Raw genomic sequence first — 12,896 nt, forward strand, 5'->3', positions numbered from 1 at the left:
GCCTGATTTTCAGAAATCAGGCCAAAAACGCTTAGACCACCAACAGTCCCCGCTCGCGCAAGTCCAGCCAGGTATCCGTAATCAGGAATTCCTGGAAGGTGAACGGCTGGCCTTCGGGGTAGTCAGCGGCTAGGTCTTTGAGCAGGAACTTGGTGCCGTAGTCCTCAGAGAGACGCGTGAGCCACGTATGCAGCCATTGCCCCACCTCCGGCGACGTCTTGATTTCGTACTCCTCGGTTTTCTCGGTGAAGGTGAGCAGGGCGTTGTGGAAGGTTCGGCCTTTCTTGGTCTTCATCTCCACTTTTATCTCTGGCGCATTACCCAACCACAGCACCCGCAGGTTCTGCTTCTCAGAATCTGGTTTACCGATGGCTTCTACCGCTTGGGCAATCATGTTCTTTGGGTGCGAGGCGCGGGGCACCTTGAAATCAAACCAAAAGGAAAGCGGCTCTTCCAAGCCGATGCCGTGCATGAAATTGTAGAGCGCCTTGGCCAGGCCGGGGCCATACAGTTCATGGTCAGCGCCTTGCGGGTCCTCGTGCCACAGGTCATTGTCCGCGAACAAGCCAGGCTCGGGGCCTACTTTCACCACGCCGTATTTCTCGGGGTTCTTGCCCACGGGGCTATGCGCCGTCATGGAGAACCGGTGCCAATAACCAGACTGGATTACGTTCTGCTCAAACAACTGGCGCACTACTTCCAAAGAATCCATGGTCTCTTGCGCAGTCTGCGTCGGGAAGCCGTACATTAAATACGCGTGCACCATAATACCGGCAGCGGTAAAGTCGCGGGTTACGCGGGCGACTTGCGCAATACTCACCCCTTTCTCCATCTTGGCCAGCAATCTATCAGAGGCTACTTCCAACCCACCGGACACGGCAATACAACCGCTCTCGGCCAATAACCGACAAAGGTCTGCGCTGAAGGTTTTCTCGAACCGGATGTTGCCCCACCAGGTAATCTTCACGCCGCGGCGCAACAATTCAATGGCCAAGTCACGCAGGGCCAGGGGAGGAGCGGCCTCATCCACGAAATGGAAACCGGTCTGGCCCGTCTGCGCAATAATCTGCTCAATGCGGTCTACCAGCAAAGTAGACGGCGCGGTCTCATACCGCGAAATATAGTCTAAGGTGATGTCACAAAAGGAGCAGCGTTTCCAGTAGCAGCCGTGCGCGATGGTGAGCTTGTTCCAGCGGCCGTCACTCCAGAGGCGGTGCATGGGGTTGAGCACTTCCACCACGCTCAGGTATTCATGGATTTTTAAATCGCTGTAATCCGGCGTGCCTACCTCGGCGTGCGGAATATCAGCATCCGTCGCGCCATTGATATATGTGACTTCGCCGTTCTGGAGCAGGAAGGTACGTTGCAGTTGGGCGATGTCACGCTGGCCTTGAAAATACTCCAGAAGTTTGAGCCAAGGGCCTTCGCCGTCATCCAGCGTGATAAAATCTATGTAGTTGAACACCCGCGGCTCGCGCAAGGTCCTGAGTTCGGTGTTCGGGTAGCCGCCGCCCAGCAGGGTTTTGATGTGCGGGTACTTCTGTTTAATCAATTGGGCCAGACGCAGGGCCCCGTACAGGTTGCCCGGAAAAGGCACCGAGAAACCCACCACGTCTGGCTGCACTTCCTGCAGGCGCTCGTCCAGAATCTCCACGAGCATCTGGTCTACCAGGTTGGGTGCCGTCTGCAACTCATTCTCCAGTGGGTCAAAAGACGTGGCGCTCATGGCCAGCTTGTCGGCGTAGCGGCTAAACCCGAAATGCGGACAAACGGTCTCCTTGATTAAATCTGCCAGGTCTTCTAAGTACAGCGTGGCCAGGTGACGGGCTTTATCAGAAATACCCATCGTCCCGAAGGCTTCCTCCAAATCTGCTAGCTGCAAAAACCGGCTGGCCTCTGGTAGAAAGCTTCCCATGGCAATGGGGTGCGCTAAGGTGCTGTCACGGCCCTGTAGAAACTTGATGACTGGCTCAATGGTGTCCAGGTACGACTTCCGGAGCCGCAGCATGCGCTGACTGTTATCAGATACCTCATATGCGCCGTCCAGAATAGCTTGAAACACCTGGTTCAACCCTTTCTTGGAGAACAGCCGCAGCACCAACTCCAACCCGAAGTCTGCCTGGGTGACGTCAAACCCGCGTCCGCGCAGAAAGCCCTTGATGTAGGCAGTGGCGGGGTACGGTGTGTTCAACTGCGTGAGCGGCGGCGTGATGAGCAGGATTTTGGGCGAAGGCGTCAAGGGAATCAAATTTGTGCAAAGGTACTATAAAGAGTGCTGAGTCTTGAAGTCAGAGCCCTGCGTTTGAATAAATCCGTTTTCGGCCTGATTTCTGGAAATCAGGAGGAAAATGAAAAAAGCACAGGTGAGAGGAAAACAGCAGAGTGGAAGATTGAGTTCGATGGAAGGAGTACGATAGCTTTCCGTTACAAAAGCGGAGAAGGTAATATTGTTGCTGCATTAAATCCCATGAAGAAAATAAGCATTTCGTCCCCCTTTGAAGGGGGTAGGGGATAATTATATATGTTGGAAAACTTAATATTCCGGCTCTGATATTTCCCGCGTTTGGCAAGAGCCTTGGTATATCCTCGCGCCTCTTGTCATCTCCCTACCCCCTTCAAAGGGGGATACAAAATGAGGTCAAAAAGAAATCTGTTTTTAGCCTGTTTTCCAGGAAACAGGCCAAAAACAGATTTACTATTTATATGCATTGAGTCTAATGCTGGTGTTGCATACCGCCAGAAGCTTTCTTGATTCCGCCGCCCATCATCAGGCCAGGATTTAAGCGCAAGTAGATTTCACCAGAGATAGGCGTTTTGCCATACAGCGGTTTCAGTTTCTCATCTGGCGCGAAGACGGTGGCCTGCACGCCCACCGTCAAATAGGTGTTGGCGAAGTTGGCCACGCGCTGGCTGGTGCCCACAGTCAGGGCGTGCACATTGAAGATGTCGTGGTGGTCGAATTGGTCGGTCAAGTCCAGCTCGCCGGGTGTCTTCTGCACAAACTCGTAGCGGCCGTACACGGCGGTCCTGTCTAGTTGGAGATTGGCTTCGGCGATGCCGGAGTGCTCCTGGTGATGGTCACCGCCGTTGTAGCCCCAGATGAACGCCGAGGTGAAGAAGCGGTCACCGCCGCCGGGCAAGGCACGGCTGTACAAGGCAGAGGCCGTGGTGCGGGTCACGTTTTCGTCGGGCTCAATGGATTCCGGGCTTTTCAGCCAGCCGTTAGACACCTGCAAGGCCCAATTCTCTGACGGGTTATACGACAGGCGGGCGGCGTAGGAGTCAAAGCGGGCTTTGTCAAAGTCATAGCGGTTCTCATCAGGTTCGCGGCCCGTGAAGTTAGAGCCTTCCAATTTGAATTGCTTGTACCGAAGCCCCACCGTGGCCACCCCAAACGTGATGTGCGTAGCGTCCTGCCAGTGGTGGCCCAGCGGCGACTCTGGGTTGTTGAACGCCGAGATGCGGTGCATGAACACCGGCGGCCCCACAGCCGGCTCACCCGGGTACCCGAAGAACCCATATACATCCACGTCCTCATTTACCATGTGCGTATAGCCCACGCTTATTTCTGAGAACAAGTCATGCGGATGCTGGCGGTCCACCAGGCGCTTGCCGCCGCCGTAGGTTTCGCCGCTCTGGAACAGCAGGGGATAGCCGCGGTCGCCCATGGACAGTTCATCCAGGCTCATCATCACACTGAAACGCAATAGTCCACGGTTGCCAATGTTGCGCTGGGCCATGCCCATAAACCAGTTGGGCGCGTCCAGTTGCGAATCTCCTCTTGAGCCTTTGTCAAAAATGTCCTGCTTGTTGTAGCGCAGCCACACTTGACCGTGGAACATGAGCATCCAAGGGCCGGTGTGTTTCATGTAGCCGTACATGGGCGTGGCGTCTGGGTGCCAACTGGTCCCGGAGCCGTTCCGGTTCATGGGCAGGTTGCGGGAAAAGGCATGGCTCATGCCGCCGGCACCGTGCTGCATGCCTGCGTGCTGGGTGGTGTCCTGTGGCTTGGAGCCTTCTTCCATCATCATGCCGGTGTGGTGTTCAAGAGACTTTGTGCTGTCCTGAGACATCATGTCATGGCCGGCGTGCTCCATCTTTTTTGCCCGGTTCATGCTGTCTGCCATCATGTTGTGGTGTTGGTGCATTTGCGCGGAATCCATTCCATTATGCTGGGAGTGATCCATGATGGAAGGAGTGGTCTTGGGCTTAGGCTTTGCCGCCGGAGTGGCTTTTTTCTGAGCAGGCGGCGGGGCCGGTTTGTTCTTTATTTGACCAGACTTAGAAGGTTTGGCCTTCGGTTTAACCACCGGTTGAGTTGCTTTCTTGGGGGTAGTTGCAGGTTTTACTTCCTGCTTCTTTTCCTTTTTGGCAGGCGGCGGGGTGTGGTGCTCATGTTGCGCAGTTGCCGTGTAGACACTGAGCAAACTGGCTATGGCTATGGTGAAAATCGTTCTCATAACAGCAGTTGTTTAGGTGAGGGATGTACTGCTACAAAGAAAACGGATGACAGGCCCTATTGTTTAACACCATTTGGTAAGACTTGTGCAAAATTCAGATTTAGGTGAGTGCCGTTTTTGCCCTATTTTCTGAGAAACAAGCTAAAAACGAGGAGAACGGTTAGCTTTGCCCATCACTTTAAAACTCACGATATGTTTATCATAGAACTCACCTACAAAGTCTCGCTTACTGAGGTTGACCCTTTCATGGCCGAGCACATGGCGTTTCTGGAAAAGAACTATGCGCTGGGCAATTTCCTGGCCTCGGGGCGTAAGGTTCCACGTGACGGCGGCCTCATCTTCTGCCAGGCAGACAGCAAAGCACACATAGAAGCCCTAATGCAAGAAGACCCGTTTGTGTACCAAGATCTGGCAGATGTACGGGTGATTGAGTTTGTAGCGTCCCGTGCCGAAGCAGGCTTGCAAGGTTTGCTGGCATCCTCCTAAAAGCAAAAGGCCATCCCATAAGGATGGCCTTTTGCTTTTAAAGAAAACCTTATGTTACGCGTCTATCTCAACGGCTGTGTAGCCAGCCAGTTCCACCGCTAAAATGATGGCCTCAGAAGAGGCGTCACCTTCTACGGTCAGCACCTTGTCTGGTGTGTTGGTGTCTACTTCCCAGTTGTAAATACCGGGGGTCTTGTCCAGAATAGGAGTGACGGTGCTAATGCAACCACCACACTTGATATTGGTCTTGAATCTATGCGTGCTCATCTTTTTAGAATTAAAAATTACGAATTAGAAATTGGTCTGAAATAGAGGTTTCTGCTTTTGCCCTGCCCTTACAATTTTAACGAACGCAGCCGTAAACTGTTGGTCACCACAGACACTGAGCTCAAGGCCATGGCCGCGCCCGCCAGCATTGGGTCCAGCAGAAATCCCCAGATTGGGTAGAGAAGTCCTGCCGCAACGGGTATGCCAATCACGTTGTAAATGAAGGCCCAGAAAAGATTCTGATGGATGGTGCGTACGGTGGCTTTGCTCAACTTGATGGCCTTGGCAATGGAACTGAGGTCTGAGTGCATGAGCGTGATCTTGGCCACGTCCATGGCAATGTCGGTGCCGCGGCCCATGGCAATGCCCACGTCTGCCAGCGCCAGCGCCTGCGAGTCATTGATGCCGTCGCCCACCATGCCCACCACTTGTCCCTGGGCCTGCAGTTCTATTATGAAATCGGCTTTGTCTTGCGGCATCACCTCAGCTTTGTAGTGTTGCAAACCTACCTGCTTGGCCACTGCGGCGGCTGTTTGGGCATTGTCGCCGGTGAGCATGTAGACTTGTAAGCCTAAGGCCTGTAACTCCTGCACGGCTTGGTGTGAGGTGTCTTTAATAGCATCAGCGATGGCAATGAGCGCCACCACTTCATCTTGCGTGGCGGCGTAGACTACAGTCTTGGCCTCTGACTTTAGTTTTTGGGCTGTTTCCTGTAAATCAGGTGAAAAACGGAGGTTGTTCTCCTGCATCAGCTTTTCGTTGCCCAGCCAATACGTTTGCCCCTGGTGCTGCGCCTGTACGCCGCGGCCGGTCACGCTTTCAAAATGGTCTAAGGTAACCGCTTTGACTCCCTCAGCAGTCAAGTGCTTGGACACGGCCTCGGCTAAAGGGTGCTCGCTTTGGTTTTCCATGGCCAAGAGCACGCTGGCAAGCTCTGCCTGTTTTTCTGAGAGTGCGGTCCAGAGCAGGTCGGTGACTTCGGGTTTGCCTTTGGTGATGGTGCCCGTTTTGTCCAAGACGATGGCCGTGAGCTTGTGGGCGGTTTCCAGGCTTTCGGCGTCTTTAATGAGGATGCCATTTTCCGCGCCACGGCCCACGCCCACCATGATGGCGGTAGGCGTAGCCAAACCCAAGGCACACGGACAAGCAATGATCAAGACGGTAATCAAGGCTAGCAAGGCATGTGTGGTGGCATTGTCACCGCCCAAAAAGTACCAGGCCGCGAAGCTCAACAGCGCAATCCCCATCACCACCGGTACGAAGATACCCGCCACTTTGTCCGTCAGTTTCTGTACGGGGGCTTTAGACCCTTGCGCCTCCTGCACCATTTTGATGATCTGCGCCAGCAGCGTCTGGGCGCCAATCTTCTCAGCGGTAATCTGCAGACTACCTTTCTGGTTGATGGTGCCGGTAAAAACCTGGTCGCCGGCGTTCTTCTCCACGGCCATGGGTTCGCCGCTGATCATGCTTTCATCCAGGTAAGAAGTTCCGCTCAGCACTTTGCCATCCACGGGGATCTTCTCGCCGGGCCTGATGATCAGCAAATCCCCTACCAACACTTGTTCAATAGGCAGTTCAATCTCCTGGCCGTTGCGCAAAGCCTTCACCGATTTAGGTTGCAAGCCCATCAGCTTTTTAATGGCCCCCGAGGTCCGGGATTTAGCCCGTTCCTCCAGCAGTTTGCCCAAAAGAATGAACGCGATGATGACGGTGGCCGCCTCATAGTACACGTGCGGCTCTAATCCTCTATCTAAGAAAAATTGCGGATAGATGGTGTTAAAGGCGCTGAACAGAAACGCGATGCCGGTGCTCAGGGCCACCAAGGTGTCCATGTTGGCCTTGCCGTGCCTGGCCTGCTTGAACGCGTTGATGAAAAAGCTCCGGCCAAACCAGAATACCACCGGAATGGAGAGGGGTAACATGATCCAGTTGCCGTAGGGTAGGTGGTGGAAGAACATGCCTATGACGGCCACCGGCAATGACAGCAGAATAGCCCAAACGGTTTTGCTTTTGATCTGTGCGTAGGCTTCCTGCTCGCGGGCTTGCTGGGCTTCTGGGGTGGCTTCTTCTTTCTGGATGAGTAGGTCATAGCCTACGCTCTGCAGGGCCTTTTGTAAAGAGGAGAGGTCGGTGCCCGGGGCGTATTCCACCAGCACGGTCTTACCCGCGAAGTTCACCGCCGCGCTCTGCACGCCGGGCTGGGCCTGGAGCATGGACTCCACGCTTCCGGCGCAGGCCGCGCAGGTCATGCCCTCCACCGGGAAGGTCTCTTTCACGACGCCCTTTGTTGGTTTGGTGAGTGTTGCCATATCGTTTTTCTTTACGTCTAATCTCAATTTCTAAAGCAAAGGTACCGCTAGCAAGAGGCGCAAGCGTTACAGCTTTGTATACCAGACTTACATAATTTTAACCGGGACCTTCGTTTTTAGCCTCTTTTCCAGAAAACACCTTAAAAACGATTCCGGTTAACTAGCAGCCTCAGAATAGGGGACGTTGCTGGCGAGTTGCGTTGTGATAAACTGGGCGTCGCGGCCGGCTCCCAGGAGCAGGGCAGAGCTGCGGGAGGTTTGCCAGGAGAGCCCCACGTAGAACAAGCCCGGCATCGCACTGATGCCTTTGTGCTGCAGGGGCGCGCCCAGTCGGTCTAAAGCATCTTCTATTTGTAGCCAGGAATAATCAGGTTGAAAGCCGGTGGCCCAGATGATGCTGTGGAAGGCGAGTTGGCTTCCATCTTTAAAGAATACCTCTTTACCTTCAAAGCCAGCAATCTCTGGACAAACTTTCACCTCACCGTGGGCAATTGCCTTTTCCAGTTCTCGGCCATAGATGACGTCTTGCTGGCGGTACAGCTTTTTACCCAGGAACGTAGAAGGAGGAGCAAACAAGGCCCCGGTTTTAGTGCCCCACCAAAAGACGCTCTTGCCCCATTTTTTCAACGAGGAAAACGTAAGCTTCTTCCGGATGGACAAGTGCACGGCATGGGTTCGGGACAGTTCCACGGCAATCTGCGCGCCAGAGTTTCCAGCGCCTACCACCAGCACCGGCCCGATAGGCAACTGGCTTGGGCTGCGGTAATGAGCGCTGTGCAGTTGCACTACTTCTGGATTAAGCGAAGTGGTGTAACTGGGGATGTAGGGTTTCTGGAATGGTCCCGTGGCGATAACTACTTGCCTGGCCTGAAACGTCTGGTTGTTGGTTTTTACTGTAAATACGCCATCCCTTTTGGAAACGGAGGTCACTCTTTGCCTGAAGGCGATAGGTAGTTGAAAATGCTGGGCATATTGCTCCAAGTAGTCTGCTATTTGGTCTTTGGAGGGGTAGTGGCCTGTGGGCAGCCGCAAGGGCAGGCCGGGCAGTTGACAGTATTCTACTGGCGTGAACAGCGTCAGGGAATCGTAGCGGCTTCGCCAGGAATGACCTATGCTGGCCGCGGCTTCTACTATCAAGAAGTGTCTACCTTGGCCTTTCAGGTAATAGCCTGTGGCCAAGCCCGCCTGCCCTGTGCCAATAATGAGGACGTCATACAGTGGGGTTGAGCCCGTAAAGGTGTCTGGTACTTGCATGGGGAACGGTGCATTTGAAAAGCAAAACTAGCCTTTGAACCTGACCGCGCTTGTACACAATTTAGCCAAAGAAGTACATGATTTGGTGAAACACTCCATGCAAAAGAAAACTCCCTCACACTTGGCGCATAAGGGAGTTCTATAAAAGTCGTTTTTAGGCTGGTTTCTGGAAAACAGGCCAAAAACCTTATGCTGATTCTGAGCTACTGGCCGCGGCCAACAGTTCACTTAAGGGGTCTGATTTGGGGATGAGTTCCTGGCATGCTTCAATGCAGTTTCTGCAAGCTTGGGCGCAGGCTATACAATGCTCGTGGGCATGGCGTTCACACTCCACGGCGCAGGCCTCGCAGATTTCAACGCACTGCCTGAGCACCAGACGGGCGTGTTCGGAACCTTTGGACAGGAACGAGGCCGCCAGTCCGCAGTAGTCGGCGCAGTCCAGGTCCAGGTGAATACAGCGCGCCATTTTCTTGACCTCTTCTTCCTGGAGGCAGGCGGTGGCACAATGGTCGCAGGCCGCAATACAGGCCAATAGGGCATCAATGGCCGGTTTATACTCGGTACGCATAGGCTTCTAGTTTGGTCTCTTCTTCTATACGCACCTGCTCCAAAAGGGGACCGCCGTTTTTAGCCTGTTTTCTGGGAAACAGCCGAAAATTGGAGACCAGTCATTTTAATGATGTGCCTCGGCTTGTTCACAGGCCAAAGGCATGGTGCCACGTTCTACCTGAATGGTCACGTGCTGAATCTGAAAATGCTCTTTCAGCTCTGTTCTAATGGTAGACAATTGCTCGTCTTGGTACGCATCTGTGACCACTAAATGCGCGGTGAGCGAATTCTCGGTGCTGCTCATGGCCCAGACGTGCAGATCATGGATTTGCTCCACTCCGGGCACTTGGCGTAAATAGGTTTGAATCGCTTTCAAGTCAATGCCCTGCGGCACGGCGTCTAGGGACAGGCGCAAAGATTCTTTTAGTAAGCCCCAGGTACTCCAGACAATGATGCCCACAATAATCAAACTCAAGACGGCATCAATCCAGAACCAACCAGTGTAGCGCATGATAAGACCCGCCACCACTACGCCCAGACTCACCAGTGCATCGGCGGCCATGTGCAGGTAGGCTCCCTTCACGTTGATGTCATGCTCTTTGTTCCGGAAGAAAAGCAAGGCGGTGCCGGCATTGATGGCAATCCCAATCACGGCTACTATAGAAATGGCAGCCCCATTGAGTTCAGGCGACGTACCCAAACGGCCGATGGCTTCCCAGCCTATGGCGCCCACGGCCAGCATGAGCAGAATGGCGTTGAGCAAGGAGACTAGGGTAGTGGTTTTGCCATAGCCGTAGGTGAAGCGCTCAGTAGGTTTTCGTTGCGAAAGCTTGATCGCAAAAAAGGCTAGTAGCAAGCTTACCACGTCTGTGAGGTTATGACCCGCGTCTGTGAGCAAAGCCAAGGAGTTGTAGTACCAACCGGCACCTGCCTCTACCAAGACAAACAATATATTGAGCGCTATGCCCCACCCAAAGGCCTTGTTCAGATTGCCGCCGGCCGGTAACGCGTGCGCGTGTGAATGACTATGCGAATGCTCCATTTCTATTCCTTTGGTCCTTTTGGGTATACGTATCCTGTTTGTTCAACTGTTCACCAAGGCAAATGAAAGAGAATGTACGGTTGTGGCTGTTACAGAATTAGAGTATAGCCATTACATAATTCGGTTAAAGGTAGGAAGTGCATATAGGAATTCGTTTTTGGCTTATTTTCTGGAAAATAGCTAGAAAATGGGATACCCAATAAGGCTAAACACCAAACGAGACAGCCGGTGCCAGCCGGCTGTCTCGTTCTTGATTCAAAAAAATAATAGATTAAGCCGCCAGAGAACGACAGGCCTCGGTGCAACGACGACACGCTTCTGCGCATTGCTGGCAGGGTTCATGGTGGTGTTTGCCACATTCGGCGGCGCAGGCTTCGCAGACTTCTATGCACTCCCGCAATAGGTGCTTGCCGTGCTCAGAGCCGCGGGCCAAGAGCATCATGGTCAGGCGGCAGACATCGGCGCAGTCACGGTCCATGGCGATGCAGCGGGCCATCATTTTCACGTCTTCTTCCTGCAGACAGGCGCTGGCGCAGTGCTCACAGGCTAAAATACATTCTTGGAGGGCATCAATGGCGGTTCGGTTTTGTGATTGGTGCATTAGATCATAGTTTTAAATGAAACATGGATTAGGCACATACACACTCCTGTAGTACCAACAGCTACTTCTCAGTAGCGGGTACTAACGCTTTACGCCTTCGGGTTAAGGGGCGTTGTTCAGAAATAAAATCGGGCGTTGGCTTAGGTAAGGTTGTCCAGCGGGAGGCGCGCTACAGACGGGTCTTTTTTGTAGTCTGTCACAGAGACGCCCGTCACTTTCTTAAACTGGTTGGACAGGTGCTGCACGCTGCTGTATTGCAGCTTGAAGGCAATTTCGCTCAAAGTCAGCTCTCCATAAGAGATGAGTTCTTTGACGCGTTCAATCTTGAGTTTAATGAGGTATTTCTCAATGGTGGTACCGGTGTGCTGGGAGAAGACTTTGCTTAAATGTTGGTAAGACATGCCCAGTTTCTCTGCTAGATACACCGAAGTGGTGATGGGTTGGTATTCCTCCTCCAGATGCTGTTGGTACTCTAACAGAGTGGTTTTGATGAGGTCGGTGAGCTGTTCGTCTTTCTCTTGCAAGAGTTCAAAGCCATGCTGTTGCAAGGCTGATTGCAAATGGTCTGTGTGCACCTCGCCCTCCACTAGCGCCTCGCCTAGTTTCACTTCCTGCACCTGTAAGCCCTGTCCAGACAACACCTCTGTCACGGTGGCTATGCACCGCGGGCAAACCATGTTCTTTATGTGGAGCTGTTGCATGGGAGGATGATTTGAAAATTTGGAGATGTGAAGATGTGGAAATGGTTCTATTCCTCAACAAATAAAATTCAAAGGAGGTGCCCAGCCAGACACGGACCTTAATACTCGCGACTCTGTGAAGGGCTCTTGAAGGTATTCTGCTTGGGTGCATTGCGTTTGGGAGCAGTGGTGTTGGCCGTTTTTGGCCTCTTTTTAGAGAAACGGGCAAAAACCCAGTTCACCGACGGCACTACCACCAAAGCCGTACCCGCCAGCAGAATGAAAATACCAGCAAAGGCGTTGAACAGGCGCAGAATGAAATCATCTGTGAGGCCGAAGGCGTACAGCAGAACAGCCATGGCCAGCAGCATGGAGATGAGGCTGGTAATGAGTAAATCTCTTTTCCAGGGGCGCTCAAACGGATGGCGCTTTAGAGGTTTTACGGTCTTCGCCATACACTTATAGGGACTGGGCGGCCTGCACCCACGCCGGGATAAACGTTAACAACTCCTTTTGCAAAGACTGGCCTTGGTCTGCGTCTGAGATTTCTTGCGCCAGCCTGATGGTTTCCAGAATATGCAGATTACTTTTCTTGAGCGGCAGAATGGCCTCCTGTAAGGCTTGCGGGCGCGGTCCCCATGAACCCAAGGGCTGCAGGGTACGGGCATCCAAGCAGATAAGCTTGGGAATGCTTTTTCCGCCGTTGGTCAAGTAGGCGTCCATGACTGCCGGGTGCTCTGAGCGCAGGATGGTCAGGAACGTGATGTGTGAAGATTTCTCTGCAATGGCCGCCAAGATAGGCACGTTCTGCGCCGCGTCCCCGCACCAGCCTTCGGTGATGATCAGCCAAATCATAGGCGTAGGGAGGCTCTGCACCAGGTGCACCAACTCGGGTAGAAGAGGCGTCTGGTAGGTGCGCTCCATGATGGCCACGTTGTTCTTGGTGACATCCGTTAGAAGGCGTGACTGCTCCAGTCCGGTGGTTCTGTTCTGGGCCACGGCCTCGCGCACCTGGTCCATGTAGTGAGAGAAGGAAAGGCCTTGGGCTAATACTTCTGGGGTGATCACATTGGGGTTGGCTTCCATGAGAAGTGGAGGTAGTGTATGAGAAACTATATACGAAGATACGCATTGCCGGCCACCACCCAAGAACAGAAAGCAGGAGAGCGGTTATAAAAAGAAAAGACCCGAAACTGATTTTCGGGTCTTTTCTGGAAAACAGGCCAAAAACGGCTGCCTTCAAAAGGG

Annotated in this window: 13 protein-coding genes; 2 read left to right on the top strand and 11 right to left on the bottom strand. The window is 53.2% G+C overall.

Annotated elements, in window-relative coordinates:
* Positions 1–31: 31 nt before the first annotated feature.
* Positions 32–2,239, bottom strand: a complete 2,208-nt coding sequence (locus TH61_RS09315; protein ID WP_066512740.1) for a radical SAM protein — start codon at positions 2,237–2,239, stop codon at positions 32–34.
* A gap of 63 nt (positions 2,240–2,302) precedes the next feature.
* On the opposite strand from TH61_RS09315, the gene TH61_RS09320 reads away from it, so the two are divergent.
* Complete coding sequence (locus tag TH61_RS09320; protein ID WP_157600675.1) at positions 2,303–2,515, top strand: hypothetical protein; 213 nt, start codon at positions 2,303–2,305, stop codon at positions 2,513–2,515.
* A 199-nt stretch (positions 2,516–2,714) separates the two neighbouring features.
* On the opposite strand, the gene TH61_RS09325 is transcribed toward TH61_RS09320, so the two are convergent.
* Positions 2,715–4,460: a hypothetical protein gene (locus TH61_RS09325; RefSeq protein ID WP_197464027.1), complete on the bottom strand. Its 1,746-nt coding sequence runs from the start codon at positions 4,458–4,460 to the stop codon at positions 2,715–2,717.
* A 192-nt stretch (positions 4,461–4,652) separates the two neighbouring features.
* Between TH61_RS09325 and TH61_RS09330 the strand changes: the two genes are divergently transcribed.
* Positions 4,653–4,946, top strand: coding sequence for a YciI family protein (locus TH61_RS09330; protein WP_066508525.1), 294 nt, complete (start codon positions 4,653–4,655; stop codon positions 4,944–4,946).
* Positions 4,947–5,000: 54 nt separating this feature from the next.
* Here TH61_RS09330 and TH61_RS09335 read toward each other — a convergent pair whose 3' ends face one another.
* From TH61_RS09335 to TH61_RS09375, 9 genes are all read right to left on the bottom strand, one after another.
* Positions 5,001–5,213 carry a heavy-metal-associated domain-containing protein gene (locus TH61_RS09335; RefSeq protein ID WP_066508527.1) on the bottom strand — a complete coding sequence of 71 codons (213 nt, stop codon included), beginning with the start codon at positions 5,211–5,213 and terminating at the stop codon, positions 5,001–5,003.
* Positions 5,214–5,281: 68 nt separating this feature from the next.
* Positions 5,282–7,522 carry a cation-translocating P-type ATPase gene (locus TH61_RS09340; RefSeq protein WP_066508529.1) on the bottom strand — a complete coding sequence of 747 codons (2,241 nt, stop codon included), beginning with the start codon at positions 7,520–7,522 and terminating at the stop codon, positions 5,282–5,284.
* Between the two features lie 156 nt (positions 7,523–7,678).
* Positions 7,679–8,776 (bottom strand): NAD(P)/FAD-dependent oxidoreductase, encoded by a 1,098-nt coding sequence (locus TH61_RS09345; RefSeq protein WP_066508530.1) that lies wholly within the window; start codon positions 8,774–8,776, stop codon positions 7,679–7,681.
* Positions 8,777–8,963: 187 nt separating this feature from the next.
* A complete protein-coding gene (locus TH61_RS09350) occupies positions 8,964–9,344 on the bottom strand; it encodes a four-helix bundle copper-binding protein (protein ID WP_066508531.1) in 381 nt (126 codons plus the stop codon).
* 105 nt (positions 9,345–9,449) lie between these two features.
* Positions 9,450–10,367, bottom strand: a complete 918-nt coding sequence (locus TH61_RS09355) for a cation diffusion facilitator family transporter (protein WP_066508533.1) — start codon at positions 10,365–10,367, stop codon at positions 9,450–9,452.
* Between the two features lie 271 nt (positions 10,368–10,638).
* Positions 10,639–10,968 (bottom strand): four-helix bundle copper-binding protein, encoded by a 330-nt coding sequence (locus TH61_RS09360; protein WP_066508534.1) that lies wholly within the window; start codon positions 10,966–10,968, stop codon positions 10,639–10,641.
* A gap of 140 nt (positions 10,969–11,108) precedes the next feature.
* Entirely contained in the window at positions 11,109–11,669 is a 561-nt protein-coding gene (locus TH61_RS09365) for an AraC family transcriptional regulator (RefSeq protein WP_071887824.1), read from the bottom strand.
* Between the two features lie 98 nt (positions 11,670–11,767).
* Positions 11,768–12,103 (bottom strand): hypothetical protein, encoded by a 336-nt coding sequence (locus tag TH61_RS09370; RefSeq protein ID WP_066508537.1) that lies wholly within the window; start codon positions 12,101–12,103, stop codon positions 11,768–11,770.
* Positions 12,104–12,107: 4 nt separating this feature from the next.
* Positions 12,108–12,734 (bottom strand): thioredoxin family protein, encoded by a 627-nt coding sequence (locus TH61_RS09375; protein ID WP_066508542.1) that lies wholly within the window; start codon positions 12,732–12,734, stop codon positions 12,108–12,110.
* Positions 12,735–12,896: the final 162 nt, after the last annotated feature.

This window comes from Rufibacter sp. DG15C, assembly GCF_001577755.1.
GTDB lineage: Bacteria > Bacteroidota > Bacteroidia > Cytophagales > Hymenobacteraceae > Nibribacter.

Excerpts from the sequence above, each read along its gene's own strand:
- TH61_RS09325 (WP_197464027.1), bottom strand. The coding sequence starts at position 4,460 with ATGAGAACGATTTTCACCATAGCCATAGCCAGTTTGCTCAGTGTCTAC.
- TH61_RS09330 (WP_066508525.1), top strand. The coding sequence starts at position 4,653 with ATGTTTATCATAGAACTCACCTACAAAGTCTCGCTTACTGAGGTTGAC.
- TH61_RS09335 (WP_066508527.1), bottom strand. The coding sequence starts at position 5,213 with ATGAGCACGCATAGATTCAAGACCAATATCAAGTGTGGTGGTTGCATT.
- TH61_RS09340 (WP_066508529.1), bottom strand. The coding sequence starts at position 7,522 with ATGGCAACACTCACCAAACCAACAAAGGGCGTCGTGAAAGAGACCTTC.
- TH61_RS09345 (WP_066508530.1), bottom strand. The coding sequence starts at position 8,776 with ATGCAAGTACCAGACACCTTTACGGGCTCAACCCCACTGTATGACGTC.
- TH61_RS09350 (WP_066508531.1), bottom strand. The coding sequence starts at position 9,344 with ATGCGTACCGAGTATAAACCGGCCATTGATGCCCTATTGGCCTGTATT.
- TH61_RS09355 (WP_066508533.1), bottom strand. The coding sequence starts at position 10,367 with ATGGAGCATTCGCATAGTCATTCACACGCGCACGCGTTACCGGCCGGC.
- TH61_RS09360 (WP_066508534.1), bottom strand. The coding sequence starts at position 10,968 with ATGCACCAATCACAAAACCGAACCGCCATTGATGCCCTCCAAGAATGT.
- TH61_RS09365 (WP_071887824.1), bottom strand. The coding sequence starts at position 11,669 with ATGCAACAGCTCCACATAAAGAACATGGTTTGCCCGCGGTGCATAGCC.
- TH61_RS09370 (WP_066508537.1), bottom strand. The coding sequence starts at position 12,103 with ATGGCGAAGACCGTAAAACCTCTAAAGCGCCATCCGTTTGAGCGCCCC.
- TH61_RS09375 (WP_066508542.1), bottom strand. The coding sequence starts at position 12,734 with ATGGAAGCCAACCCCAATGTGATCACCCCAGAAGTATTAGCCCAAGGC.